This is a genomic window from Bradyrhizobium sp. SSBR45G (assembly GCF_030159255.1).
Classification (GTDB): Bacteria; Pseudomonadota; Alphaproteobacteria; order Rhizobiales; family Xanthobacteraceae; genus Bradyrhizobium.
Window position 1 is genome coordinate 287,997 of the sequence record NZ_BSCT01000006.1, and the last position, 22,353, is coordinate 310,349.

25 protein-coding genes are annotated in these 22,353 nt (G+C 64.3%); 8 read left to right on the forward strand and 17 right to left on the reverse strand.

Features of this window, described 5'->3' with window-relative positions:
* Window positions 1-266: 266 nt before the first annotated feature.
* On the reverse strand, window positions 267-1,205 hold the full coding sequence (locus QQL87_RS10975) for an acetamidase/formamidase family protein (RefSeq protein ID WP_284417554.1): 939 nt from the start codon (window positions 1,203-1,205) through the stop codon (window positions 267-269).
* A 307-nt stretch (window positions 1,206-1,512) separates the two neighbouring features.
* On the opposite strand from QQL87_RS10975, the gene QQL87_RS37315 reads away from it, so the two are divergent.
* Window positions 1,513-1,887, forward strand: a complete 375-nt coding sequence (locus tag QQL87_RS37315; RefSeq protein ID WP_502871152.1) for a transposase — start codon at window positions 1,513-1,515, stop codon at window positions 1,885-1,887.
* A 68-nt stretch (window positions 1,888-1,955) separates the two neighbouring features.
* Here the strand turns inward: QQL87_RS37315 and QQL87_RS10985 are convergent, their stop codons facing one another.
* The 6 genes from QQL87_RS10985 to xoxF5 form a co-directional block, all read right to left on the reverse strand.
* A complete protein-coding gene (locus QQL87_RS10985; protein ID WP_284417555.1) occupies window positions 1,956-4,289 on the reverse strand; it encodes a xanthine dehydrogenase family protein molybdopterin-binding subunit in 2,334 nt (777 codons plus the stop codon).
* Window positions 4,290-4,291: 2 nt separating this feature from the next.
* On the reverse strand, window positions 4,292-4,744 hold the full coding sequence (locus QQL87_RS10990; protein ID WP_284417556.1) for a (2Fe-2S)-binding protein: 453 nt from the start codon (window positions 4,742-4,744) through the stop codon (window positions 4,292-4,294).
* A gap of 402 nt (window positions 4,745-5,146) precedes the next feature.
* A complete protein-coding gene (gene gfa / locus QQL87_RS10995) occupies window positions 5,147-5,710 on the reverse strand; it encodes an S-(hydroxymethyl)glutathione synthase (RefSeq protein WP_284417557.1) in 564 nt (187 codons plus the stop codon).
* Between the two features lie 33 nt (window positions 5,711-5,743).
* The gene (locus QQL87_RS11000) at window positions 5,744-6,853 is read right to left on the reverse strand and encodes an S-(hydroxymethyl)glutathione dehydrogenase/class III alcohol dehydrogenase (protein ID WP_284417558.1); all 1,110 of its coding nucleotides are present in this window, start codon (window positions 6,851-6,853) and stop codon (window positions 5,744-5,746) included.
* A gap of 78 nt (window positions 6,854-6,931) precedes the next feature.
* Window positions 6,932-7,411: a c-type cytochrome, methanol metabolism-related gene (locus QQL87_RS11005; RefSeq protein ID WP_284417609.1), complete on the reverse strand. Its 480-nt coding sequence runs from the start codon at window positions 7,409-7,411 to the stop codon at window positions 6,932-6,934.
* A gap of 132 nt (window positions 7,412-7,543) precedes the next feature.
* Window positions 7,544-9,346 carry a lanthanide-dependent methanol dehydrogenase XoxF5 gene (gene xoxF5, locus QQL87_RS11010; RefSeq protein WP_284417560.1) on the reverse strand — a complete coding sequence of 601 codons (1,803 nt, stop codon included), beginning with the start codon at window positions 9,344-9,346 and terminating at the stop codon, window positions 7,544-7,546.
* A gap of 409 nt (window positions 9,347-9,755) precedes the next feature.
* On the opposite strand from xoxF5, the gene QQL87_RS11015 reads away from it, so the two are divergent.
* Window positions 9,756-10,709, forward strand: a complete 954-nt coding sequence (locus tag QQL87_RS11015; RefSeq protein ID WP_284417561.1) for a helix-turn-helix domain-containing protein — start codon at window positions 9,756-9,758, stop codon at window positions 10,707-10,709.
* 13 nt (window positions 10,710-10,722) lie between these two features.
* On the opposite strand, the gene QQL87_RS11020 is transcribed toward QQL87_RS11015, so the two are convergent.
* The 3 genes from QQL87_RS11020 to QQL87_RS11030 are packed head-to-tail and all read right to left on the reverse strand — an operon-like array spanning window position 10,723 to window position 13,689.
* Window positions 10,723-11,658: a substrate-binding periplasmic protein gene (locus QQL87_RS11020; protein WP_284417562.1), complete on the reverse strand. Its 936-nt coding sequence runs from the start codon at window positions 11,656-11,658 to the stop codon at window positions 10,723-10,725.
* On the reverse strand, window positions 11,658-11,999 hold the full coding sequence (locus QQL87_RS11025; protein WP_284417610.1) for a c-type cytochrome: 342 nt from the start codon (window positions 11,997-11,999) through the stop codon (window positions 11,658-11,660). The genes QQL87_RS11020 and QQL87_RS11025 overlap by 1 nt, the downstream gene beginning before the upstream one ends.
* A gap of 25 nt (window positions 12,000-12,024) precedes the next feature.
* Window positions 12,025-13,689, reverse strand: a complete 1,665-nt coding sequence (locus QQL87_RS11030) for a methanol/ethanol family PQQ-dependent dehydrogenase (RefSeq protein ID WP_284417563.1) — start codon at window positions 13,687-13,689, stop codon at window positions 12,025-12,027.
* A 262-nt stretch (window positions 13,690-13,951) separates the two neighbouring features.
* Between QQL87_RS11030 and QQL87_RS11035 the strand changes: the two genes are divergently transcribed.
* Both QQL87_RS11035 and pqqA read left to right on the forward strand, forming a co-directional pair.
* The gene (locus tag QQL87_RS11035) at window positions 13,952-14,344 is read left to right on the forward strand and encodes a hypothetical protein (RefSeq protein ID WP_006609618.1); all 393 of its coding nucleotides are present in this window, start codon (window positions 13,952-13,954) and stop codon (window positions 14,342-14,344) included.
* 195 nt (window positions 14,345-14,539) lie between these two features.
* On the forward strand, window positions 14,540-14,620 hold the full coding sequence (pqqA, locus tag QQL87_RS11040) for a pyrroloquinoline quinone precursor peptide PqqA (RefSeq protein ID WP_009031067.1): 81 nt from the start codon (window positions 14,540-14,542) through the stop codon (window positions 14,618-14,620).
* Window positions 14,621-14,709: 89 nt separating this feature from the next.
* On the opposite strand, the gene QQL87_RS11045 is transcribed toward pqqA, so the two are convergent.
* Entirely contained in the window at window positions 14,710-15,018 is a 309-nt protein-coding gene (locus QQL87_RS11045) for an EthD family reductase (RefSeq protein WP_284417564.1), read from the reverse strand.
* Window positions 15,019-15,233: 215 nt separating this feature from the next.
* Here QQL87_RS11045 and QQL87_RS11050 point away from each other — a divergent pair, with 215 nt between their 5' ends.
* On the forward strand, window positions 15,234-15,446 hold the full coding sequence (locus QQL87_RS11050) for a hypothetical protein (RefSeq protein WP_284417565.1): 213 nt from the start codon (window positions 15,234-15,236) through the stop codon (window positions 15,444-15,446).
* Between the two features lie 29 nt (window positions 15,447-15,475).
* Here QQL87_RS11050 and QQL87_RS11055 read toward each other — a convergent pair whose 3' ends face one another.
* From QQL87_RS11055 to QQL87_RS11070, 4 genes are read right to left on the reverse strand one after another with little or no spacing between them, the layout of a single operon-like run.
* A complete protein-coding gene (locus QQL87_RS11055) occupies window positions 15,476-15,823 on the reverse strand; it encodes a hypothetical protein (RefSeq protein WP_284417566.1) in 348 nt (115 codons plus the stop codon).
* A 25-nt stretch (window positions 15,824-15,848) separates the two neighbouring features.
* Window positions 15,849-16,559 carry an ABC transporter ATP-binding protein gene (locus tag QQL87_RS11060; RefSeq protein WP_284417568.1) on the reverse strand — a complete coding sequence of 237 codons (711 nt, stop codon included), beginning with the start codon at window positions 16,557-16,559 and terminating at the stop codon, window positions 15,849-15,851.
* The gene (locus QQL87_RS11065) at window positions 16,549-17,286 is read right to left on the reverse strand and encodes an ABC transporter permease (protein WP_284417570.1); all 738 of its coding nucleotides are present in this window, start codon (window positions 17,284-17,286) and stop codon (window positions 16,549-16,551) included. The genes QQL87_RS11060 and QQL87_RS11065 overlap by 11 nt, the downstream gene beginning before the upstream one ends.
* Window positions 17,286-18,266 carry an ABC transporter substrate-binding protein gene (locus QQL87_RS11070; RefSeq protein WP_284417571.1) on the reverse strand — a complete coding sequence of 327 codons (981 nt, stop codon included), beginning with the start codon at window positions 18,264-18,266 and terminating at the stop codon, window positions 17,286-17,288. Before QQL87_RS11070 ends, QQL87_RS11065 begins: the two co-directional genes overlap by 1 nt.
* Window positions 18,267-18,352: 86 nt before the next feature.
* On the opposite strand from QQL87_RS11070, the gene QQL87_RS11075 reads away from it, so the two are divergent.
* Window positions 18,353-18,712, forward strand: a complete 360-nt coding sequence (locus QQL87_RS11075; RefSeq protein WP_284417572.1) for a hypothetical protein — start codon at window positions 18,353-18,355, stop codon at window positions 18,710-18,712.
* A 37-nt stretch (window positions 18,713-18,749) separates the two neighbouring features.
* Here the strand turns inward: QQL87_RS11075 and QQL87_RS11080 are convergent, their stop codons facing one another.
* Together QQL87_RS11080 and QQL87_RS11085 are read right to left on the reverse strand one after the other, a co-directional pair.
* Window positions 18,750-19,586, reverse strand: a complete 837-nt coding sequence (locus tag QQL87_RS11080) for a quinoprotein dehydrogenase-associated SoxYZ-like carrier (RefSeq protein ID WP_284417573.1) — start codon at window positions 19,584-19,586, stop codon at window positions 18,750-18,752.
* A 56-nt stretch (window positions 19,587-19,642) separates the two neighbouring features.
* Complete coding sequence (locus QQL87_RS11085; protein ID WP_284417574.1) at window positions 19,643-20,545, reverse strand: quinoprotein relay system zinc metallohydrolase 2; 903 nt, start codon at window positions 20,543-20,545, stop codon at window positions 19,643-19,645.
* A gap of 185 nt (window positions 20,546-20,730) precedes the next feature.
* On the opposite strand from QQL87_RS11085, the gene QQL87_RS11090 reads away from it, so the two are divergent.
* Both QQL87_RS11090 and QQL87_RS11095 read left to right on the forward strand, forming a co-directional pair.
* A complete protein-coding gene (locus QQL87_RS11090) occupies window positions 20,731-21,606 on the forward strand; it encodes a substrate-binding domain-containing protein (protein ID WP_284417575.1) in 876 nt (291 codons plus the stop codon).
* Window positions 21,603-22,166, forward strand: coding sequence for a PQQ-dependent catabolism-associated CXXCW motif protein (locus QQL87_RS11095; RefSeq protein ID WP_284417576.1), 564 nt, complete (start codon window positions 21,603-21,605; stop codon window positions 22,164-22,166). The genes QQL87_RS11090 and QQL87_RS11095 overlap by 4 nt, the downstream gene beginning before the upstream one ends.
* Window positions 22,167-22,353 lie beyond the last annotated feature (187 nt).

Sequence of the window (22,353 nt, forward strand, 5' to 3'; positions counted from 1 at the left end):
GCCAATTAGTGTCTCCGTCATGCCCGGGCTTGTCCCGGGCATCCACGTCCTTCCAAAGGTGCCGGACAACGTGGATGGCCGGGACAAGCCCGGCCATGACGACGTGGGAACAGACGGGTTCGATACGAGGAGCGTCATGTGCGATAGCCCTGCCGCGCGCGGGGAGAGGCGGGCAGCGAGCAAGCGTCGCCCGCGCGCCATCACCGCGACAGCCCATTACTCGCAAGCTAGTCGCTGACAACAAGCTTCAACCGGTCGAGGAGGACCTAGAGATACGCCTTCGGCAGCAGCATGTGGATGCCCTTGTTGCCGTCGACCAGCTGGGTGACGCGCAGATTGCCGGCCAGCGAGCACAGCATGTAGGCCTGGTTGCGCGACAGATTGGTGCGGGCGCAGACATGCTTGACCATCTCGCGCACCGCCTGCTTGGCGGCGTCGTCGAGATCCTCGTCGAGGCCGATCGACATCAAATGGGTGGCGTTCTCGGCGAACGGCCAGGTGATGTCCATGTCCTTGCGCACGGTCAGGCGGAAGCTGCCGGTGACGCCGGTCTCCAGCGCGGTGATGCAGACCTCGCCGTCGCCCTGCACGCCGTGGCCGTCGCCGGCGAAGAACAGCGCGCCCTCGTTGAACACGGGCAGATACAGCGTGGTGCCGGGCCGCAGCTCCTTGTTGTCCATGTTGCCGCCAAAACTGCGCGGCACTGGCGAGCCGCAGCGGCCCCAGGCCGGCGGCGGCGCGGTGCCGATGATGCCGAAGAACGGGTCGAGCGCGATCTCGGTGCCCCAGGGCATGATGCAGACCTGGCGCTCGTGATCGACCTTGGGATGGATGGTCTCGTAGTCGGTGAACTCGTCCGGCAGGGTGCCGAGCAACGGCAGGATCGAGACGAAGCCCCAGTCCTGGCTGACCTTCACGTTGAGGATGTCGACCTGCAGCGTATCGCCGGGCTGCGCGCCCTTCACGTAGACGGGACCGGTGATGAAATGCGGTCCCGGGCCCTGGATCATGGTGTCGAGCGCAGTCAGATAGTTCGGAGGAACCAGGCTGCGGTCTTCAGGCAGCGTCTCCTTGCCGCCAGCCGGGAACGAATGCAGCGTCACGGTGTCGCCGGAGGCGACTTCGAGCACTGGGGGAGTCGTGCTGTCGAAGTACCCCCAGACCATGCTCTCATGCGTCGCGGGAATCTCGTGGCGTTTCGACATGGGCTGCCTCCGTGGGGCTCGGGTGTCCATGTTGATAACAGGGCAGGATGCGAAGGCCGGCAATGCCAAAAACTGGTCAGGCTTGCCCATGGCTCCGGCAGATCGCCGCGCTATCCGCAGCCCGTGTCAATTTTGCCAATCGGCGGAGGGGCGCAGTCGGGGCGCAGCGATCTCCGTCCGTCGCGCCCCGTCGCGATCGCTGTTGACGGATGCAACGTGGCGTCGCGAGGCCGATGCGCCGGGCCTCTATCAAGCTCATGGAAATCATGCGAGAATGCTGCTGATGGCCGCGTAGGGGTCCCTGATCATGCGACGTTCCCTGCACACCGAGCACGAGATTCTGGTCCTGCTTTGCGAGGCGGAGTCGGGCGTTCCGATTGCCGAAATTTGCAGCACCGCCGGGGTGTCGCTGCGCACGTTCTATCGCTGGCGCAAGCGCTATGGCGGTCTCAGCAGTCCTGCGCTGCGTCATCTGAAGGAGCTGGAGATCGAGAACCAGCGGCTGCGTTCGCTGGTGACGAAGCTCGTCGAGGGCCAGTCAAATCCGGCATCTGCCGCGAAGCCCGTGCCGCCGCCGCTGCGCCAGGATTGCGGCAGCACGCCGCACGGCGTCGCTGGTGCGCCGGGGCAGGGACGCGGCGCGGTGATCGGCCGCTACGCCTCGGTGCGCTACGGGCGCTGATTCATCACGGCTCTGCCGAGCGGATCATCGGCCGGATCGCTCCGGCCGATGATGTCGTATCGCCGCGCTCAGATCGCGAGCTGATTGCCGATCGGCAGCGCGCGCAGGCGCTTGCCGGTGGCGGCAAAGATCGCATTGGCGAGCGCCGGCGCAAATGGCGGCACGCCCGGCTCACCGACGCCGCTCGGCGGCGTGTCGGCATCCGCAGGGACGATGTGCACGTTGGTGATCAGCGGCGCCTCGTCGATCCGCACCACCTGGAAGTCGTCGAAATTGCGCTGCTGCACCCGGCCGTTCTTGAAGCTGATCTCGCCATATTTGGCGAGGCTCAGCCCCATGATCGCGGCGCCTTCGAGCTGCGAGGCGATGCGCTCCGGGTTGACGAAGACACCGCAATCGATCGCGGTGTCGACCTGGTGCACGGTCAGCTTGCCCTTGTCGTCGACCTCGACCTCCACGATGGTGGCGATGTAGCTGACGAAGCTGCGATGCGCGGCGATGCCGAGGCCGCGGCCCTTGGCGACCTTGCGGCTCCAATTGCCCTTCTCGGCCACGAACTCGACGACGCGGCGCAGCCGCCCGGTATCGATCGGGTAGCTCTCATAGGGCTCGCCGTAGTTCCAGAGATCCTTCACCGAGCCGAGCTTGACGATTCGCGGACTGCCGATCAGCTCGATCAGCATGTCCTTCTGGTCGCGGCCGGTGGCGTTGGCGATCTCGCCGACCATCGATTGCACGGCGAAGGCGCGCGGGATGTTCGAGACCGAGCGGAACCAGCCGATGCGGGTCATTGCCTTGGCGGCCGGGTTCTCGCATTGGATGTTGGCGATCTCGAACGGCATGTCGACGAGGCCCATGCCGAGCTCGAACGGCGCGGCATGATCGGCGCCGGCCGCGAAGGTCGACAGGATCGTCGGCGCGACGCTGCGGTGGCGCCAGGCCACCACCTTGCCGCTCTTGTCGAGGCCCGCCTCGATGCGCTCCACCGACACCGTGTGCAGGAAGTCGTGATGCAGGTCGTCATCGCGCGTCCATTGCACCTTCACCGGTGCGCCCAGCGTCTTGGAGAGCAGGGCGGCCTCGAGCGCGAAGTCGCATTTCGATTTGCGGCCGAAGCCGCCGCCGAGCAGCGTGACGTTGACGGTCACGTTCTCCGGCGGGATCTGCAGCGTCTTGGCGACGTCCTCGCGGGTGCCGCCGGGGCTCTGCACCGGCGCCCAGATCTCCGCCTTGTCGCTCTTGACGTCGGCAACCGCAACGGGCGGCTCCATGCTGGCATGGGCGAAATGCGGCAGATAGTACTCGCCGGTGATGACCTTGTCGGCCGATTTGAGCGCGGCGTCTGCGTCGCCCTCCTGGCGGACGACGAGGCCCGGCTGGCGTGCCGCGGCTTCGAGCTCGGCGCGGTAGGCGACCGAATCGTAAGCCGCATTGGCGCCGTCGTCCCACTCGATCTTGAGCGCGTCGCGGCCCTTGATCGCCGCTCCCGTATTGCGGGCGATCACGGCGACACCGCCGAGCGGCTGGAACTTCGACGGCCAAGGCCAGCCCTTGACCTCGATCACCTGCTCGACGCCGGGCACCTTCAGCGCGTCGGCCGGGTCGAACGACTTCAGCTTGCCGCCGGTCACCGGCGGTCGCGCGATGACGGCGTATTTCATGCCGGGCAGGCGGACATCGGCGCCGTAGCGCGCCTTGCCGACCGTGATGTCATGCAGATCGACGATGCTGACCTGGCCCTTGCCGAGATAGCGGAAGTCCTTTGGCGACTTCAACTGCACCGTTTCGATGGCGGGCGCGGGCTGGCTGGCAGCATCGGCCGCGAGCTCGCCGAAGCCTGCGCGACGGCCGCTGGCGCTGTGCACGACCTCATGGTTGACGGCCTTCACCTCGCTTGCGGGCACGCCCCAGCGTTTCGCCGCCGCGGCTTCGAGCATCGCCCGCGCCAGCGCGCCGATCTGGCGCATCGGCAGCAGATAGTGCCGCGTACTGCGCGAGCCGTCGGTGTCCTGGTTGCCGAACTTCACCTCGTCGCCGGGCGCCTGCACGACGCGCACGCGCGACCAGTCGGCTTCCATCTCCTCGGCGACGATCAGCGGCAGGCTGGTGCGCACGCCGGTGCCCATCTCGGAGCGATGCGCGAGGATGGAGACGATGCCATCCGGCGCGATCGACACGAAGACCTTGGGATCGACCACGGTGCCATGCGGCATCTTGCCGGCGCCGGTCTCATAGGCGGCGAAGGCTTGGCGCGACAACAGCGGTGCGGCGAGCACGAAGCCGCCAGCGAGGCCCAGCGTCTGCAGGATGGCGCGACGGGAGACGTTCTCGACCTTGAGATGCCGCTCGAAGCCGCGGCGCGACGTGGATTTTCCGAGAGCGGAATTTTCGATGATGCTCATGATCACACCCCCGTCGAGGCCAGATGGACCGCATTCTCGATGCGCTGATAGCAGCCGCAGCGGCAGATGTTGCCGGACATCGCGTCCCGAATCTGGTCGTGCGAGGGCTTCGGATTCTGGTCGAGCAGCGCAGCCGCCTGCATGATCTGGCCGGCCTGGCAGAAGCCGCATTGCGGCACGTTGACCTGCCGCCACGCCTTCTGCACCGGATGGTCACCGGTCGGATGCAGGCCTTCGATGGTGGTGACCTCGCGCCCCGCGACATCCGACACCGCCGTAATGCAGGCGCGTGCGGCCTCCTTGTCGACCATCACGGTGCAGGCGCCGCACAGCGCCTGGCCGCAGCCATATTTGCTGCCGGTCAAGCCCAGCTCATCGCGCAGATACCACAGCAGCAGCAGGCTCGGATCGCCGTCCCAGCTCTGCTCCTGTCCGTTGATTTTCACCTTGATCATGTTCGCCCTCGCTCTGTCGGACCAATGGTCGTCAGTTCTGATCGTTGGTGGACGCGCGCAGGACCACATGTCCCTGATGCGCACGCCGGCTCAATTGTGAGTTGTCGGAAAGCGATTCACGATAGCAGACCGGGACGGGCGTCGGTCTACACAGGCGCGTGTGCTGTCAAAACACACGGGAACCGTGTGCGGGTGCAGTATCGCGTAGCCGCGATGCGGGATGACGTGCCGCGAGACGATGACTCACAAAATGAAAACGGCTCACGCAATGAGAAAGAACAAGAGAGATTGCAGAAGGGAGGACCGCAAAAAGAAAGAATGCCTCGCCGGCACGAAGGCAGGCGAGGCACCAAGTCTTCAGGAAGGAACGCTTCAGTTCTAACGCATGGTACGCTGCGGCTGTCAGGCCGCCTTTGCTTTCGCCACGTGGGTGGCAATCGCATCCATCAGGGCCGGCGACAGGCAGTCATAGGGTTCCAGCCCCAGCTCCTTCAGTCGCGCCCGAATCTCGCCCATCTGCTCCGGCTTCACGCCCGACTCGATCACCGAGGAGACGAAGGCCGCGAAGCCCGGCGCTGCCGAACCCTGCTCCTGGAACAGCTCGGGGTGAACGAAGTCGAGACCATAGAACGGATGGCCGGTGTTCTCGATGCGGCCATACATGTGCGTGCCGCAGCCGGTGCAGGCATAGCGCTGGATCACCGCCGAGGCGTCGACGATCTTGAGCTTGTCGCCGTTCTCCAGCACCGTGACGTTCTGCCGCGGCACCACGGCCACGACCGAGAAGGTCGCGCCGGAGGGCTTCCAGCACTTGGTGCAGCCGCAGGCGTGGTTGTGGGCAACGTCGCCCTGGATGCCGACCTTCACCGGCCGGTCATGGCATTTGCAGACCAGCGTGCCGCCGGCGAAGTGGCCGCTTCCTTGTTTGACGCCGCTATCGACGGACGGGTGGATGTGGACAGTCATGGCGCAGTCCTCCTCATGGTTGCGTGCTTGGGGTCAGAACACGACGACGGAACGGATCGATTTGCCCTCATGCATCAGCTCGAAGCCCTTGTTGATGTCTTCGAGCGTGAGCGTGTGGGTGATCATCGGGTCGATTTCGATCTTCCCATTCATGTACCAGTCGACGATCTTGGGAACGTCGGTGCGCCCGCGCGCGCCGCCGAATGCCGTGCCCTTCCAGACCCGTCCTGTGACGAGCTGGAACGGGCGGGTGGCGATTTCCTTGCCGGCCTCGGCGACACCGATGATGATCGATTCGCCCCAGCCGCGATGGCAGGCTTCCAATGCCTGGCGCATGACGGTGGTGTTGCCTGTGCAGTCGAACGTGTAGTCCGCACCGCCGTCGGTGAGCGCGACGAGATGCTGGACGATGTCGCCGGTCACCTTCTTCGGGTTGACGAAATGGGTCATGCCGAACCGGCGGCCCCATTCTTCCTTGCCGTCATTGAGGTCGACGCCGATGATCTTGTCGGCCCCTGCCATCCGCGCACCCTGGATGACGTTGAGGCCGATGCCGCCGAGGCCGAACACGACCACATTCGCGCCGGGCGTGACCTTCGCGGTGTTGACGACGGCGCCGACGCCGGTGGTGACGCCACAGCCGATGTAGCAGCTCTTGTCGAACGGCGCGTCCTCGCGGATCTTCGCCACCGCGATTTCCGGCAGTACCGTGAAGTTGGAGAAGGTCGAGCAGCCCATGTAATGGTAGATGGTCTGGCCCTTGTAGCTGAAGCGCGAGGTGCCGTCGGGCATCAGGCCCTTGCCCTGCGTCGCTCTGATCGCGGTGCACAGGTTGGTCTTGCGGCTGAGGCAGCTCTTGCACTGGCGGCATTCCGGCGTGTAGAGCGGAATGACGTGGTCGCCGGCCTTCACCGAGGTGACGCCGGGGCCGACTTCGCGCACGATGCCCGCGCCCTCATGGCCGAGGATGGAGGGGAAGATGCCCTCGCTGTCGAAGCCGTCGAGCGTGTAGGCATCGGTGTGGCAGATGCCGGTCGCCTTGATCTCGACCAGCACCTCGCCGGCCTTCGGTCCTTCGAGGTCGACCTCGACGATCTCCAGCGGTTTCTTGGCTTCGAAAGCGACCGCGGCGCGCGTCTTCATGTCTCAAACTCCTGTTTCAGTCTTGCAGGTCCGCGACGCTGTCCAGGGAAACTGTCCAGGCGCGGTCCTTGTCGTCCGTCATTTTTTGCCCATGCAGGAATTTTCCGCTTCCGTATAGGCTGGCGGCTTTTCCTCATGCTTGCCTGGGCGAACGCGTCCCACCGCGTCATTGCCGCGGGCGCGCAGGTAGATGTAGAGGTCGTCCATATAGCAAGCCACGTTCGGATTGTCGCCGAAGGCCGGCATCACGTTCTCCTGGGCCGTGCTGATGTTCTTGCGGCCGCTGGCGACGACGCCGAGAAAATCGCCGTAGCTCAGAGTCTTGACCGAGTCCTTCAGCGCCGGCGCATAGGTCGATCCCATGCCGTCGGGGCCGTGGCAGACATGGCACTCGGAGTGATAGCGGCGGTATCCGGAGTAGGTGTACCAGTCGACCGATCCGTCGGCGCCCACCTTGTAGGTCGGATTGCCATCCTTATCGAAGTACTTTCCATCCTCGGACTTGACGGCCGCGGGATCTCCGGGGCCTTCCGCCCAGGCAGTTTCGGCGACAGTCATCCCGCCGGTTGCCAGGCAGAGGGCCGTGACGACCGCAAAACAGATTCTACGCAAGGGCGTTTTCCCTTAATTTTCTGGGGCAGGCAAACCGGCGCATGGAAGAGATCCATGCGCCGGAAGCAGAGACCTTGCTTACTGCGGGAGTGCGAACACGGTGAGCGCGCCGCCGAGGGCGGTGTAGTTGCTCAGCGCCGCGTAGCCGCCGACCGCACCGAGACCTGCGGTCGGATCCGTCAGGCCCGCCGCGAGACCGATGCCGGCCCAGCCGCCGACACCCGAGAGCACGGCGACGTACTGTTTGCCGCCGGCCTCATAGGTCGTGACGTTGCCGATGATGCCGGACGGAGTCTTGAACTTGTAGAGCTCCTTGCCCGTCTTGGCATCGACCGCCTTGAGGTAGCCTTCGAGCGTTCCGTAGAACACCACGCCGCCTGCGGTCGCGAGCGCACCAGACCACACCGAGAACGGCTCCTTGTTCGACCAAGCGATCTTGCCGGTCTTGCCGTCCCAGGCGATGAAGTTGCCCATATGGGTCTCACCCGCCGGCGGATACATCGACAGCGTCGCGCCGACATAGGGCTGACCTGCGGTGTAGCTCACCTTGAAGGGCTCGTAGTCCATGCAGACATGGTTGGTCGGCACATAGAACAGCTGTGTGTCCGGCGAGTAGGCGGCCGGCTGTTCGTCCTTGGTGCCGAGCGCTGCCGGGCAGATGCCCTTGGTGTTGACGTCCTCACCCTGCTGGTCGGTCGAGTACTGGGCGACAACCTTCGGACGACCATAGGTCGGCGAGTTCTTGTCCATGTCGACACCGGAGGTCCAGTTCACCTTCGGATCGTACTTCTCGGCGACGAGCAGTTCGCCATTGGTGCGATCGAGGGTATAGCCGAGGCCGTTACGATCGAAATGCGTCAGCAGCTTGCGCGGCTGGCCGTTGATCGCCTGGTCCGACAGGATCATCTCGTTGACGCCGTCATAGTCCCACTCGTCGTGGGGCGTCATCTGATAGACCCACTTCGCCACGCCGGTGTCAGCCGCGCGCGCGAAGATCGTCATCGACCATTTGTTGTCGCCGGGACGCTGCTTCGGATTCCAGGTCGAGGGGTTGCCCGAGCCGTAGTAGACCATGTCGAGCTGCGGGTCATAAGACACCCAGCCCCAGGTGCAGCCGCCACCGGTCTTCCACTGATCGCCCTGCCAGGTCTTCAGGCTCGAGTCCTTGCCGACCGGCTTACCGAGCGACGTGGTGTTGGCATCGAACAGGATCTGGTCATCCGGACCTTCGGAGTAGGCCTTCCAGACCTGCTTGCCGGTCTTGATGTCGTAGGCCGTCATGCTGCACTGGACGCCGAACTCGCCGCCGGACGTGCCGACCAGCACCTTGTCCTTGACCACCAGCGGAGCAGACGTGCCGGTCTGGCCCTTGCTCGGATCGCCGTTCACGGCGGTCCAGACCTGCTGGCCGGACTTGGCGTCGATCGCCACCAGCTTGTCGTCGGCCTGGTGCAGGAAGATCTTGCCGTCACCATAGGCGACGCCGCGATTGACCGTGTCGCAGCACATCACCGGAATGACGTTCGGATCCTGCTTGGGCTCGTACTTCCAGACGATCTTGTTGTCGTTGGCCAGATCGATCGCATACACCTTGTTCGGGAACGGCGTATGGACATACATCAGGTTGCCGACGATCAGCGGCCCACCCTCGTGGCCGCGCAGCACGCCGGTGGAGAAGGTCCACGCGACCTGCAGCTTGCCGACGTTCTGGGCGTTGATCTGGTTCAGCTTGGAGTAACGCGTGTTGGCGTAGTCTCCCGCCGGCATCACCCAGTCTTTCGGGTTGGCCGACATCTTCACCAGCTCTTCGCTGGCGAATGCGCCACCCGCGGCGAGAGCCGCGACTGACGTCAGACAAGTTGCGAGTAGCACTCTTCGCATCGTCTTTCCTCCCGGGTTTAACTGAGGTTCCGCATCACGCGGCCCAGTATTGCTTCTTCGGCATCATTGATTATCCACTTCCCGATCGGGAAACTTGCCCAATAGAGAAACGAGCTTGCTCAAGAGTGAAGCGAACAGAAGTTTTTAAGGGAGATTTTGCTTTGCTGGCCCGCAACATGAGACGCGTTCTTGCTGCGCAGCATCAATTTGCAGCATGCAGGTTCCACCGAGAGTTGATGTTTGTCTTGACCTTACAGGGACGAAGGCGGAGGATCACCAGGGGACGTTTTATGGAACTGATGCGCTGCGAAGACGCCCGCAGCCTTAAAATGGGAGCAATCCGGCAGCACTCTCATCCGCCGTCCTGCGGCGGACCCGTTGCGTCTCGATCTTGAATCGGTGGATGAATATGTCCGATACGATCCGCTCGCTTACTACCTCCGGGTTCTCGCCCAAGAGCCAGATCCAGCGTTGGTCAGATGCACTGACCGATCTCTGCGGACGTTTCGATGTCGACCCATTGCAGGGCGCCTCGTTCGAAGGGCGAATCAATTTTACCACGGTCTCGCGCCTGAAGCTGTGCCAGATCGAGGCCAGCCAGCACCGCATTGCGCATACCTATGCGCGTGCACGAGAGACGGCGCATCCCTACATCAAGATCCTGTTCCAGACCTACGGCATCTCTTATTTCGAGCAGGAGGGCCGCCAGATCGAAATCGGTCCCGGCGATTGCCTCGCCTATGATGTCTCCACGCCGCACACGATCATCAGCCCGGCGCTCACGCGCCATGATGTCGTGATCGTGCCGAAGGAGCTGCTGCAGGAGCGCGGCTTCCGGTCGGAGAAGATGCCGGCCTATAAACTCTCCGCGCGGAGCGGAACTGGCCGGATCGCGCATGATGTCACGCATTCCGCATTCGACGAGGCGACACGGCTCTCGCCCAACTCGGCGGCCAGCGTCGCCGAGTCGCTGATCGATCTGTTGCTGCTGCCGTTGCGGGAAGCCGACCGGATGCTGGACCGTGCCGGACCCGAGGCCGTCTACATCCGGGCGCAGGCCTTCATTCGTGAGCACCTTCGCGATCCGGACCTGTGCATCGACCAGATCTCAGCGGCTTTGGGGTGCACCAAGCGCTACCTCCATATGGTTTTCAGCGATCGCGGCATGACCGTGAGCGACTATATCTGGCGCGCGAGGCTGCAGCATTGCCGACAGGAGCTCGAAACCCAGAGCGGCAAGACCATCACCGATGTCGCGTTCTCATGGGGCTTTTCGAGCTCGTCGCACTTCAGCCGCGTGTTCCGCAAGTATTTCGGCGTCGTGCCATCGTCCGTTCACAAGACCGCAGCGCGGGCCGACTGAATCCGCGGCGGCTCTAGCGAGCGCCGCTGCGGATGACCTTCTGGAATGCATCTCCGAGAATGACCGGCTCGCGCGGTGGCAGATAGGTCAGACCGGCGTCGCGAGCGAGACTAGCCAGAGCTCCCGAGGCATTGAGGGCCGTCAACACGTTGTCGACGGACGCCAGCAGTTCGGCAGAGCTGGAGAGCCCGACATAGCCCCGGTTCACGCCGATCGGGTAGCTGTAGCCCGAGGGCCTCAGCCTGCTCTCGGGATGAGCGGCCCGATACGCATCGAAGCGTCGGTTATCGAGCAGCGTTGCGTCGAACTTGCCTTGCTCGAGCGCGCCCAGCAGATCACCACGCGTCGGAATCAGATGGGTGATATCGTCGATCAGGCGCCCTTTGTCGAAGGTCATCAGGATCGCGTCGGCCAAGGTGCCGCTCTCGATCGCCAGCCGCAACCCGGCGAGATCGCCGATGTCGGTAATCGGGCGCTGCGGTGCGCCCGGTCCGAGAACGACGGTCAGAGTCGAGAACAGATAGGGCTTGCTGGGCGTCAGCGTGCCAAGTGGGACGCGCCGGCGCCGATCATCGCGCGTGGCGCCATCGAAGTCGGGCAGCTTGGCCGTCTTGACGCCGGGTGCGACCAGGCCGTCCTGCGTGAAGGCATAGCTGGCAACCAGCGCGCAGCGTCCATCCGAAAGCAGGGCGTTCGCCTCCAGCGCCGGACTCGAATCCTCGTCCAGCTTGCTTTCATACCACTGGATTTCGAGCTTCTTGCCGAGGCGATCGGCGATGGCCTGGCCGAGCATCACGTCGAAACCCATCCCCGGCTTGCCGCGGTGATGGATCGACAGCGGCGGAAGGTTTTCGTCAAGGCAGATGCGCAGGACGTCGTCAGCGGCCGAAGCCGCTGTCGTCGCTGTCGAAATGAACATGGCGGCCGCCCAGCAGACGACACGGCGCATCACTGCGTTCTCCGGCTCGAGACATAGGCCCACAGCGCGATGATCTCGTCGTCGCTGAGGATGTCGCCCCAGGGCGGCATGCGGCCGTTCTTGCCCTGCTTCACCGTGGTGACGAAGCGCGGCTGGTCGTCGGGAAACCGGCGCAGGTCGGGCGTGACCGTGCCGGAGTTCACCATGTTCGGGCCGTGGCAATGCGAGCACTTCTGAGCGAACGTCGTCTTGCCCAGATCGACCGGGTTATGCGCGGCATTGTCGTCCTGCTGCTGGGCGAGGGCGGCCGCCGAAACGGCGGCCGAAATCGCCACGACGGAGGCGAAGGTCGCCGCCGTTCTCATGAAGATGTCCTGTCTCACGGGCAATCCGCACTCAGTTCTTGACCGCGAAGACCCAGAGCGAGCCGCCCGCCGGGACGTTGGCGAGGCGCTCGTCGCCGGAGAACAGCGAGTAGACGCCGCCATAGCCGGAGGTGACGGCCACATATTGCACGCCGTCCTGCTGCCAGGTGACGGGCTGGCCCTCGATGCCGGAGCCGGTCTGGAACTGCCACAGCTTCTTGCCGCTGTCGGCGTCGAAGGCCTCGAACTCGCCGGTCAGCTTGCCTGAGAAGACCACGCCGCCGGCCGTCGACAACACGCCGGAGAAGCGCGGAATGTCGCTCGGCTGCTCCCACTTGGTCTTGCCGCTCATCGGATCGATGGCCTTCAGCTGACCGCGCGGACCTTCCGGCCAATCCCAGAGATCCGTCAGGTCCATGCCGAGGTACCACTCGCCCGCCTTGTAGGTCGCGGGCTCTGTCTTGTAGTGGCCGCCGAACACCAGCGTGTTGGCGTAGGCCAGACCGGTCTGCGGATTGAACGACATCGGCTCCCAGTTCTTGCCGCCGAGGATCGACGGATAGACCACGACCTTCTTGCCCTCGCGCGCGTTCCGGGTGACATCGGTCTCGACCGGCTTGCCGGTCTTGAGATCGATGCTGGACGCCCAGTTGACCTTCACATAGGGGTTGGCCGCCAGCAGCTTGCCGTTTGTGCGATCGAGCACGTAGAAGAAGCCGTTGCGGTTGGCGTTCATCAGCACCTTGGTCGGCTTGCCTTCGACGTTCATGTCGGCAAGGACCATCTCGGCGACCGCGTCATAGTCGAACGGATTGTTCGGCGAGAACTGGAAATGCCATTTGGTCTTTCCGGTCTTCGGATCGAGTGCCAGCACCGAGCAGGTGTAGAGGTTGTCGCCTGGGCGCACCGCCGCGTTGAACGGCCCAGGATTGCCGACACCCCAGAACACGGTGTTCTGCTCGGGATCGTACGAGCCGGTGATCCAGGTCGAGCCGCCACCCAGTTTCCAGGTGTCGCCCTTCCAGGTGTCGCCGCCGGGTTCGTCCGGACTCGGGACGGTGTGGGTGCGCCACAGATGCTTGCCGGTTGCGGGATCCCAGCCGTCGATGAAGCCGCGGGTGCCGAACTCGGCGCCGGAGATGCCGGTCAGCACGACGCCGTCCGCGACCAGCGGCGCGACGGTCATCGAGTAACCTTCCTTGATGTCGGCAGCCTTCTGCCGCCACAGCTCCTTGCCGGTCTTGGCATCGAGCGCGATCACATTGGCGTCGAGCGTCGTTCGGAAGACCTTGCCGTCGTACAGCGCGGCGCCGCGATTGATGATGCCGCAGCAGACGACGCGCGGGGTCTCCGCGGGGTAGTCGATCTTGCTCTTCCAGATCTGCTTGCCGGTCTTGGCATCGACGGCCATCGTCGCATTGTGGGTCGTGACGTAGAGCACACCCTGGTACACCAGCGGCTGCGACTCCTCACTGCGATCGTCGGAGAAACTGTAGTTCCAGACCGGGACAAGGTTCTTGGCGGTGTCCTTGTTGATCTGCGTGAGCGGGCTGAACCGCTGCAGATTGTAGCCCATGCCGTAGTTGAGGACGTTCGTCGTATCAGTGGCACCCTTGACCAACTGATCGGCACTCTGCGCGCTTGCACCATGTGATGCAAAAATAGCGAGGCCGGCGGCCAACGCGATCCGCTTCATTCATTTCCTCCGAGATTTTTATGCGCGCCTATCCTGACGCTGCGGGACAACACTCCGCTCGAAATCGGGAACCGTCAATACGAAAAGCTGGGCATTCGCCAACGGCAAATCAGGAAGGTACTTGCCGCTCTTCACAAAACGGGCAAGCAACCCATTGTCATTTCTTGTAGATAATGAAGGCATCATGGCACCGTTAACATGCTGCTCTGCGGCATAAAGATTGCTTCACTGCAACATGCCGGACTAACAGAGGAGTAGGCGGATGAGACGAACCATCCTTTGGCTCGGCATGCTGTGTTGCCTTTGGGTGAGTGCGAGTGCGCGTGATCTCGGCCAATGGGGCGCGGTCGATCCTGCATTGCGCCAATGGTACGAGGCGCTGATGCAGCCTGACGTTCCGACCGCGTCGTGCTGCGGCGAGGCCGATGCCTACTTTGCCGATGACATCCACGTCCGCGACGGCAAGACCTATGTCATCATCACGGATGATCGTCCGGATGAGCCGCGCGGGCGGCCGCACATCGATGTCGGCACCGAGATCGAAGTTCCTGATCATAAGCTGAAGTGGGACAAGGGAAATCCCACCGGTCACGGCGTCATCTTCCTGAGCCGGAACCGCTACGTGTTCTGTTATGTTCAGCCCGGCGGGGCCTGAGTCGCTGCGAGCAGGCAATGATTGAGGCGTAAGCTTGTCGACCGGGACGGGTGGTTTCGTTCTGGTCATTGAACAACCACCGCAGAGAAGCGCTCGAGCTCGGGCGAGCCTTGCGTTCGCCCGGACGTGGTCCTAGCTTCGAGGCTGGCGCAAGCAATGCGTCAGTCAATGATAGTCTGAACTTGGGAGCTTGAAATGGCCTGGAAGACACCGAAGATCGTCGAAGTGCCGGTCGGCATGGAAATCAACATGTACGCCTGCGCAGCGCGCAAGTAACGATTAGCGACCTGCCAAGCCCCGCAGGCGATTTGGCCGCGGCGGCTTGGCAGATCAATTTTTCATTGACGCTGACGAGATCGCCGCCGTCAAGCGTCCTGGGTATCGAAGATATACAGGTCGACGCCGCCGTCCGCGAAATTGGGCAGATCTCCCGCCGCCGCCTTGCCTTCAGCCGAGCCCATGCCCGCCTGCAGTGCCTGCATCGAATCGAACACCAGGGTGGCGACGAGGTGGATGTTGGTGGGGCCGGCCGGTCCGTTCACCGGGCCACGGCTGATGTCATAGGATTTGAGTCCCGGAATCTTCTTCGCCAGCGGCACGTGGACGTTCGCGTAGTGCTTGTCGAACGCCTCGGCGCTCTTCGGGGTCTTGTAGAGTACGAGAACCTTGGGCATCTGCTTCCTCCGCATTCGCTTTTCTGAGGTCGATCGACCGATGCCATTGCAACCGATCTGTGGGTCCGGATCAAGCGTCAGTCCCATTTCGCCTAGTGATCGTCGCCTCGGCCGTGGTTCCACTTGAAAGCTTGGAGCAAAATGGAAACCAAAGCCGCGGGGCGTCGTAGTTTGAACTAGTCTCTGAACATCAGGCTTATCGAAGGACACTCGGCATGAGCCCCATCGATCTCGTCGTCACCGTCTGCGCAGTGCTGTCACCGACCACCTGCGAAGAGCAGCATCTCGTGTTCGCCGACGGCGGCGCCTCGCTGCAGCAGTGCGCGATGAAGGCGCCGCCCTATATCGCCCAGTGGATCGGCGAGCATCCGAAATGGACCGCGGTGCGGTGGCGCTGCGAATATCCGCACAGCAACGACAAGGCCTGAGACGGGTTCGGCGGCGACGTCCGGCTGACCTACTTGGTGCAATCCTTGAGGTCCTTGTCCGCCACCGAGACCACCGCGTCGGCCTTGATGTCGAGGTCGCGAACGATGCACTGCCGGTCGCCGGCATAGCTGACCCTGGCATCGTAGCGTCCGGGTTCGATTCCCGTGAGTTTCAGCCGCTCGTCGTGATCGAGCTCCTTGTCCTTGTCATTCAGCGTCTGGTTGGGACCCCAATTGTTCTGGCCGGCCGGCGAGAGCTGGAAACCGGTCATCGTCGCGGTGGTCAGATTCCACAGCCGGATGCCCTTGCCTTGCGCGAGGGCCGCGACCGGCAGGCTGGCTAGGATCATTGCCGTCACGGCGAGTGCGCGTCTCATGGCGTTCCCCCTGGATTTGCCATGACTATGACACGGAGAAATCCAGTCGCGCCAGATCGGCCTTGATTGCGGCAACGGTATCGTTGCTGCGCTGCGCGCGCGGCACGTCGATCGGCATGGTGTGCAGCAGGCGGGCTGGCCGCGGCGACAACAGAAAAATCCGGTCGCCGAGACGCACCGCGTCGTCCATGCTGTGCGTGACCAGGAGCGTGATCATCGGCCGCGAGGCGACGAGCATTGCGATTTCCTCGCGCAGCCGCGCTGCGAGCGCGTCGTCGAGCGAGGCCAGCGGCTCGTCGAGGATGAGAAAGTCCGGTTCGACGGCAAACGCCCGCGCCAGCGCCACGCGCCGCGCGAGGCCGAGCGAGAGCTCGCCGGGGAAATGGCTGCGATGTCCCTCAAGTTCAAGCACGCCGAAGATCGCGGCCAGCCTGTCCTCCGCGACATCCGGCGCCGCCAGCCTGATATTCTCCTCCACGGAGCGCCAGGGCAGCAGCCGCGGCTCCTGGAACACCATGGCGAGCCGGGCTCCCTCCGGCCGTGATACCTGGCCCTGATAGTCAGCGTCGAGGCCCGCGAGAATCCGCAGCATCGTGCTCTTGCCACAGCCGGAGGGGCCGACGACCACGCCGACCTCGCCCCGTTGCAGCGCGAACGCAATGCCTGATATCACCTCCTGGCGCTTGCCATTGGCGCTGGTGTAGCTCTTGGACCTGATGTCGATCTCAAGCCGCACGGAGCCGCCACCTTGATGCGCGCTGCTCGAACGGCTGGACGATGGCGGCTTCGATCACCAGCACGACGGCCGCGAAGCTCAGCGAGTAGGCGAGCAGCAGCGGGATGTCGAACAGCTGGAAGGCGACGCCGATCTCGAAGCCGATGCCGTTCGGGCGTCCGAGCAGTTCGGCCACCAGCACGATCTTCCACACAAGTGAGAGGCCGGAGCGGGCGGCGGCTGCGATGTAAGGCGCGAGCTGCGGCAGCAGGACGTGGCGGAGGATGCGGCCGCGCGGAAACGCGAACACCTTGGCCATCTCATCGAGCGACGGATCGAGCGCGCGGGCGCCCTCGCGCAAGGTGACGACGGCCGTGGGGAGCTTGTTGATCGCGATCGCGGCAATGGCGGCGACCTCGGTCAAGCCGGCCCAGATATAGGCCAGCACGATCACGACCAGCGCCGGCAGATTGAGCAGCAGGATGAGCCAGGGATCGCCGAGGCGATTGGCGAGCCGGCTGCGGCCCATCAGATAGCCGAGCGCCGAGCCGAGCGCCATCGAGAGGGTGAAGGCGAGGGTGACGCGGGCCAGCGTGGCGCCGAGATGGAGAAACAATGCGCCGGACTGCGCTTCCGTGATGGCCGCCGCCAGCACGGCGGATGGCAATGGCAGCTTGGTGCTGCCGGCGACGGCCGCGGCAATCCACCAGGTGGCCAGCAGGAGCGCAAAGGACAACAGCCGCAGCACTAATCCCTCGCATCCGCCCTGTAGTAGGTGCCGGGACTGAGCTCAGGCGAGGGGCCGACCAGATCGCGTCCGCCGATCGAGGCGAGCACGCCGTAGAGAACGCGGGCATCGGCCTCTTCCTCTGCCACGGAGCGGCGTGGAATGCCCTCGCGATAGCGATCACGATAGGCGCGCAACGTTGCCTCGTCCGGCGCGCCGGTCAGCGGCGCGATCGTCTGCCACTCGGCGTCCGATGTCGCCAGGATCTCCTTGGCCTTGGCCGTGACGGAGAGGAAGCGCGCCACGAGATCGCGATGCTTGGCGGCCCAGTCCTCGTCGAAGACGTAGCCGATCATCGCCGTGCGGCCCTTGGCGCCGAACGGCGGCAGCAAGTCCTCGACGCCGGTGAGACGGCGAAAGCCCTTGGCTTCCAGCGCCGCGCAGAAATTCCAGTAGTTCAGCCCGGCCTCCATCTCGCCGTCGGCGAGCTTGGCGGCCAGCAGCGGCGGTGCACCATAGGTGATGGTCGCCTGCGACTTCAGGTCGACGCCCTCGCGCTTGAGCGCGGCTTGCAGCAGCAGCCAGCTCTTGTCGAGCGGGCCGCCGGCCACCGCGAGCTTGCGTCCCTTGAGATCGGCGAGCGTCTTGATCGGCGAATTGGCGGGCACCATCACGGCGCCGAGCGCGCTCGAATAGGGTGTGAAGGTCAGCTTGGCGCCGAGCGTGCGCTCGCGCGACACCCACAGCCAGTCCGACACCATGATGTCGGCGTTGCCGGCGCGCAGCGCGATCTTGCCGGCCTCGGGACTGGCGAGCTCGACCGCATCGATCGCGATATTCGCCTGCGTGTCGAGTTGATGGGCACGGATCACGGCCAATTCCCAGGCGAACGTACCGGTCTTCTGCACCGCAACCTTGACGGTCTCGGCAGCGCAGCATGCCGAGACCGGAAGCATCGCGCAGCCGAAGAGTGCAACCAATAAACGACCGATCCGCGTCATGGGCCCGTCTGCGCTTCCTCGAGATGGGTTCTTTTCAGCTGCCGTCCCTTAGCATAGCCTGAGCTGCGATGCCGCGGAGGATTGTCATGCGTTGTGCTGTTCCGGTAGGACCGATTGTCGCCATCTGTGTTGCGCTGATGGGCATCAGCGGCCCTGTCAGCGCCGAGGAGCTCAACGACTATCCGACCTCGGCGCGGGCGGAATATGTGTTCGGCTGCATGAAGGCCAATGGCGAATCCCGCCAGTCCATCGCCCAATGCTCCTGCTCGATCGACGTGATCGCGTCGATCATTCCGTATGAGCGCTACGTCACCGCAGAAACTGTTCTCAGCATGTCGCAGGTGCGCAGCACCCTCGGCACCCAGTTCCGGACCTCCGAGCAGGCTGCCAACGCGCTGAACGATCTCCGCCGCGCGCAGGCCGAAGCCGAAGTGAGGTGTTTCTGACGCCTTGCGGCCTTGGTATTCCATCCTTGGCATTACATCAGGTGCCTGAACCCTCAGCCGGCCATTCGTGCTCGAACACATGGCCCTGCGTATCCCTGGCTTCGGCACGGAAGTGCTTGGCGCCGTTCGACACATAGGTGAAGCGGATGTTCGGGTCCTCCGAGATCGAGATGCCGCCTTCGACCGACAGCACCAGGCTGCCGTCCTGCGACAGCGTCAGCTGATCGACGAAGAAGGCGGGGATGTAGAGCTGCGTCAGCTGGTCCATCTGCAGGCCGGAATTGTTGGGATGCCCGATCATGACCTGAGCTTCGCGGATGCCGCTCGTCGCACCGTCTGCCGCTTGCGTGAACTGGCGGTAGCGCATCTGGCCGATCCGCGCCTTGGCCTCGTCCGGATTCTTCGCTGCCGGCGCGGAGCAGCCGCCCGACGCCTTGACGAAGGTCTTGACCACATAGAGCTGCCCATCCGTCAGCTCGGCGACTGCATGGACATCGGTATAGTTGTTGACGCGAACGCGAGTGGAGATCGCCGTCACATTCGCATCCGCGCCGAGCATGAACTTGGCCGCCAGCGGCGCGGGATTCTGGTCGATCACCAACGTGATCGCCTTGATGCGGCGCGCATCGGCCGGGGACAGCTTGCTGCGGAGGGTGACCGGTACCACCGAGGCATCCTCGGCGCGGACCGGCATCTCGATCGCCAGCACGTCGGCGCCGTCCTGCATCGCCTTGTTGTTGAAGATGTCCTGGACCAGGCCCGGCCACGGGTCGTAAGCGTCAGCCGCTTTCGCAGGTGCGAAGGCGAGCGTGAGGCAGGCGCCGAGCACCCAAGCACCGAGAAACGATATGGACGGCAGGCGGAGCCGGATCATGGCGCAGTCCTCCGAAGGCATTGTGGAGAGCTGATCATCATAGCGCGTCCCCCGTTTCATTCCCATTCCATTTCCGAGAATGCCGCGGTGGCGTTGCGCGCATTGTAGTCCTCGAACAGCTCCCACTTCCCGCGTTCCGACCCGGCGGCGCCCGACGCATCCGCAATCGGCTTGCCCGCCTTGATCAGCCCGCGAACGTCCTGAGCCAACGTATCGAGGTAGCGGCGCTCGTCCGTGAGCGCCAGGGGCCACGGGCTGACGGGCCCATGGCCCGGCACGACTCGATCGGCCTGGATCGCCGCGAGAGACCCGAGGTCTGCGATCCAGCCGCGCAGGCTGCCATCCATCACGGGGACGTGACGCAGGAAGACGAGATCCCCGGCAAACAGGGTCCGGCTCTGCTCGTCAAAGACGGTCAGGTCGCAGTCGCTGTGCGCGGTGGTCCAGGACTTCAGGGTGAGCGTGCGGCCGCCGAGATCGAGCGACATCTGATCCTCGACGACGATCGACGGCGGGACCAGACGGACCTCGTCGATCAGCTCGGCACCCATCAGCCGGCGGAACGCGTCGATATAGTGCGGCCCGCGCACGGCCAGCGCCCGTGGCAGGTTCTTGGCGCCCACGAACTGCGTGCCGTCAGCCTGGAAGGCGGCATTGCCGAATACATGGTCGGGATGGGCATGGGTGTTGATGACGTAGCGGATCGGCTTGGCGGTCTGGGCGCGGATCGCAGTGAGCAGGGCGCGTCCCTCGCGGACGCTGCCGCCGGTATCGATCACGGCGACTGCTTCGCCGCCGATGATGAAGCCGACATTCGCGATGGCCCCTTCGTTCTCGGAGGTCATCAGCGCCGTCTGGCCGACATGGACGAATACGCCGGGTGCGGTCTCACGGACCTCGAGTTCCCGCACCTCGGCATGAGCCGCGCTGCCGAGCCCGAATGCCCCCCATGCCACCATGACAATGATCAGCTCTCTCACCATCGCTTTGCCTTGCTCGCGTGAGACGTGTGCTCCCCGCCGCGAGCGCTGCGGTGCAGCACGCAGTCAACACTTCGCGATGTCCGCAGCTGTTGCGCCCGCGAGGCCGGCGGCCTAGCATTTTCAAAAATAGCTCGATGCGCTCCATAGGGATGGAAATACGAATGACGAAGCGTCTCAGTCTTGTCTGCTCGCTGGCCTTGGCCGCGGGGATCACTCTGCTTGGATCGGCCGCGTCTTTCGCGCAAAGCAATGATGGTCTGGATCTGTCGATCGAGCTCGTCGATCCCAAGGTGCTCAGGGTCTGCGCCGACCCGCGCAACCTGCCGTTCTCGAACGAGAAGGGCGAGGGGTTCGAGAACAAGCTCGCGGAGTTCCTGGCGGACAAGCTGCAGAAGAAGGTCGACTACACGTTCTTTCCGCAGGCGACGGGATTCGTCCGCATGACGCTCGGCTCGCACCGCTGCGACGTCATCATGGGCTTCCCGCAAGGCGATGATCTGGTGCAGAGCACCAGTCCCTATTACCGGACGGCCTATGCGATCGTGACCAAGCCGGGCTCCGATCTCGCCGACGTCACGACGCTGGAGGACGCCAAGCTCAAGGGCAAGCATATCGGCATCGTGGCGGGCACGCCGCCGGCCACCAACATGGCGCTGGCCGGCTTGATGACCACGGCGAAGCCCTATCCGCTGATGATCGACACGCGCGTCGATTCCTCCGCCGAAGCCATGATCAACGACCTGAAATCCGGCGAGATCGATGCCGGCGTGCTGTGGGGCCCGATGGCCGGCTACTACGCCAAGCAGGCGAGCCCGCAGCTGCACGTGACGCCGCTGGTGAAGGAGACCTCCGGACCGAAGCTGATTTATCGCATCGCCATGGGGGTGCGCGGGGCTGACCAGAACTGGCGGCGTCAGCTCAACAAGCTGATCCAGGAGAACCAGGGCGAGATCAACAAGATCCTGCTCGACTTCGGGGTGCCGCTGCTGGACGAGGGCAATCATCTGATCACCGCCGAGGCTGCCGCGAAGCCATGATCGTCCGGCTCACCGCTGCGGTGTTGGCAGCCACGCTGCTGCTCGCCGCGGTGGCAGCGCGGGCCGACGATCTCGTTGCGGAGCCGGACAACTATCGCACCGAGACCTATCGCGCGCCGGTGCCGACGACCCTGGCCGGCGCGCGCGTGCTGTCCACGCCGGAGACCGAGGCGATCTGGCGCGCGAAGTCCGCGGCCTTCATCGACGTCCTGCCGCGGCCGCCCAAGCCGAAGAGCCTGCCAGCCGGGACCGTCTGGCGCGAGCAGCCGCGCCTGGACATTCCCGGCAGCGTCTGGCTGCCCGACACCGGCTATGGCGTGCTGGCGGCGGCGACGGAGGATTATCTTAAGCGCGGGCTCGTCCAGGCGTCGGGCGGTGATTTCGGCCGACTGCTCGTGTTCTATTGCCTCGAAGACTGCTGGATGTCGTGGAACGCCGCCAAGCGCGCGCTGACCTACGGCTATCGCAACGTCGCCTGGTATCCCGACGGCACTGACGGTTGGGCGCGCGCCGACCTCCCACTGCAACAGACGCAGCCGGAGCCGCGGCCGGAGGAGTGAGCGCATAGTTCGGTCGCCACAGACTCCGCGGCCAATTGTTTTGCTCGTCATGCGCGGGCTTGACCCGCGCATCCACGTCTTGCCGCGCGGCACGACGTGGATGGCCGGGCCTTCGCCGCGCCAAAGCGGCTTCGGCCGCGCAGGCGGGACAAGCCCGGCCATGACGATGTGGAGGCGGTGGTGCGCT

Excerpts from the sequence above, each read along its gene's own strand:
- QQL87_RS10975 (WP_284417554.1), bottom strand. The coding sequence starts at position 1,205 with ATGTCGAAACGCCACGAGATTCCCGCGACGCATGAGAGCATGGTCTGG.
- QQL87_RS37315 (WP_502871152.1), top strand. The coding sequence starts at position 1,513 with ATGCGACGTTCCCTGCACACCGAGCACGAGATTCTGGTCCTGCTTTGC.
- QQL87_RS10985 (WP_284417555.1), bottom strand. The coding sequence starts at position 4,289 with ATGAGCATCATCGAAAATTCCGCTCTCGGAAAATCCACGTCGCGCCGC.
- QQL87_RS10990 (WP_284417556.1), bottom strand. The coding sequence starts at position 4,744 with ATGATCAAGGTGAAAATCAACGGACAGGAGCAGAGCTGGGACGGCGAT.
- gfa (WP_284417557.1), bottom strand. The coding sequence starts at position 5,710 with ATGACTGTCCACATCCACCCGTCCGTCGATAGCGGCGTCAAACAAGGA.
- QQL87_RS11000 (WP_284417558.1), bottom strand. The coding sequence starts at position 6,853 with ATGAAGACGCGCGCCGCGGTCGCTTTCGAAGCCAAGAAACCGCTGGAG.
- QQL87_RS11005 (WP_284417609.1), bottom strand. The coding sequence starts at position 7,411 with ATGACTGTCGCCGAAACTGCCTGGGCGGAAGGCCCCGGAGATCCCGCG.
- xoxF5 (WP_284417560.1), bottom strand. The coding sequence starts at position 9,346 with ATGCGAAGAGTGCTACTCGCAACTTGTCTGACGTCAGTCGCGGCTCTC.
- QQL87_RS11015 (WP_284417561.1), top strand. The coding sequence starts at position 9,756 with ATGTCCGATACGATCCGCTCGCTTACTACCTCCGGGTTCTCGCCCAAG.
- QQL87_RS11020 (WP_284417562.1), bottom strand. The coding sequence starts at position 11,658 with ATGCGCCGTGTCGTCTGCTGGGCGGCCGCCATGTTCATTTCGACAGCG.
- QQL87_RS11030 (WP_284417563.1), bottom strand. The coding sequence starts at position 13,689 with ATGAAGCGGATCGCGTTGGCCGCCGGCCTCGCTATTTTTGCATCACAT.
- QQL87_RS11035 (WP_006609618.1), top strand. The coding sequence starts at position 13,952 with ATGAGACGAACCATCCTTTGGCTCGGCATGCTGTGTTGCCTTTGGGTG.
- pqqA (WP_009031067.1), top strand. The coding sequence starts at position 14,540 with ATGGCCTGGAAGACACCGAAGATCGTCGAAGTGCCGGTCGGCATGGAA.
- QQL87_RS11045 (WP_284417564.1), bottom strand. The coding sequence starts at position 15,018 with ATGCCCAAGGTTCTCGTACTCTACAAGACCCCGAAGAGCGCCGAGGCG.
- QQL87_RS11050 (WP_284417565.1), top strand. The coding sequence starts at position 15,234 with ATGAGCCCCATCGATCTCGTCGTCACCGTCTGCGCAGTGCTGTCACCG.
- QQL87_RS11055 (WP_284417566.1), bottom strand. The coding sequence starts at position 15,823 with ATGAGACGCGCACTCGCCGTGACGGCAATGATCCTAGCCAGCCTGCCG.
- QQL87_RS11070 (WP_284417571.1), bottom strand. The coding sequence starts at position 18,266 with ATGACGCGGATCGGTCGTTTATTGGTTGCACTCTTCGGCTGCGCGATG.
- QQL87_RS11075 (WP_284417572.1), top strand. The coding sequence starts at position 18,353 with ATGCGTTGTGCTGTTCCGGTAGGACCGATTGTCGCCATCTGTGTTGCG.
- QQL87_RS11080 (WP_284417573.1), bottom strand. The coding sequence starts at position 19,586 with ATGATCCGGCTCCGCCTGCCGTCCATATCGTTTCTCGGTGCTTGGGTG.
- QQL87_RS11085 (WP_284417574.1), bottom strand. The coding sequence starts at position 20,545 with ATGGTGGCATGGGGGGCATTCGGGCTCGGCAGCGCGGCTCATGCCGAG.
- QQL87_RS11090 (WP_284417575.1), top strand. The coding sequence starts at position 20,731 with ATGACGAAGCGTCTCAGTCTTGTCTGCTCGCTGGCCTTGGCCGCGGGG.
- QQL87_RS11095 (WP_284417576.1), top strand. The coding sequence starts at position 21,603 with ATGATCGTCCGGCTCACCGCTGCGGTGTTGGCAGCCACGCTGCTGCTC.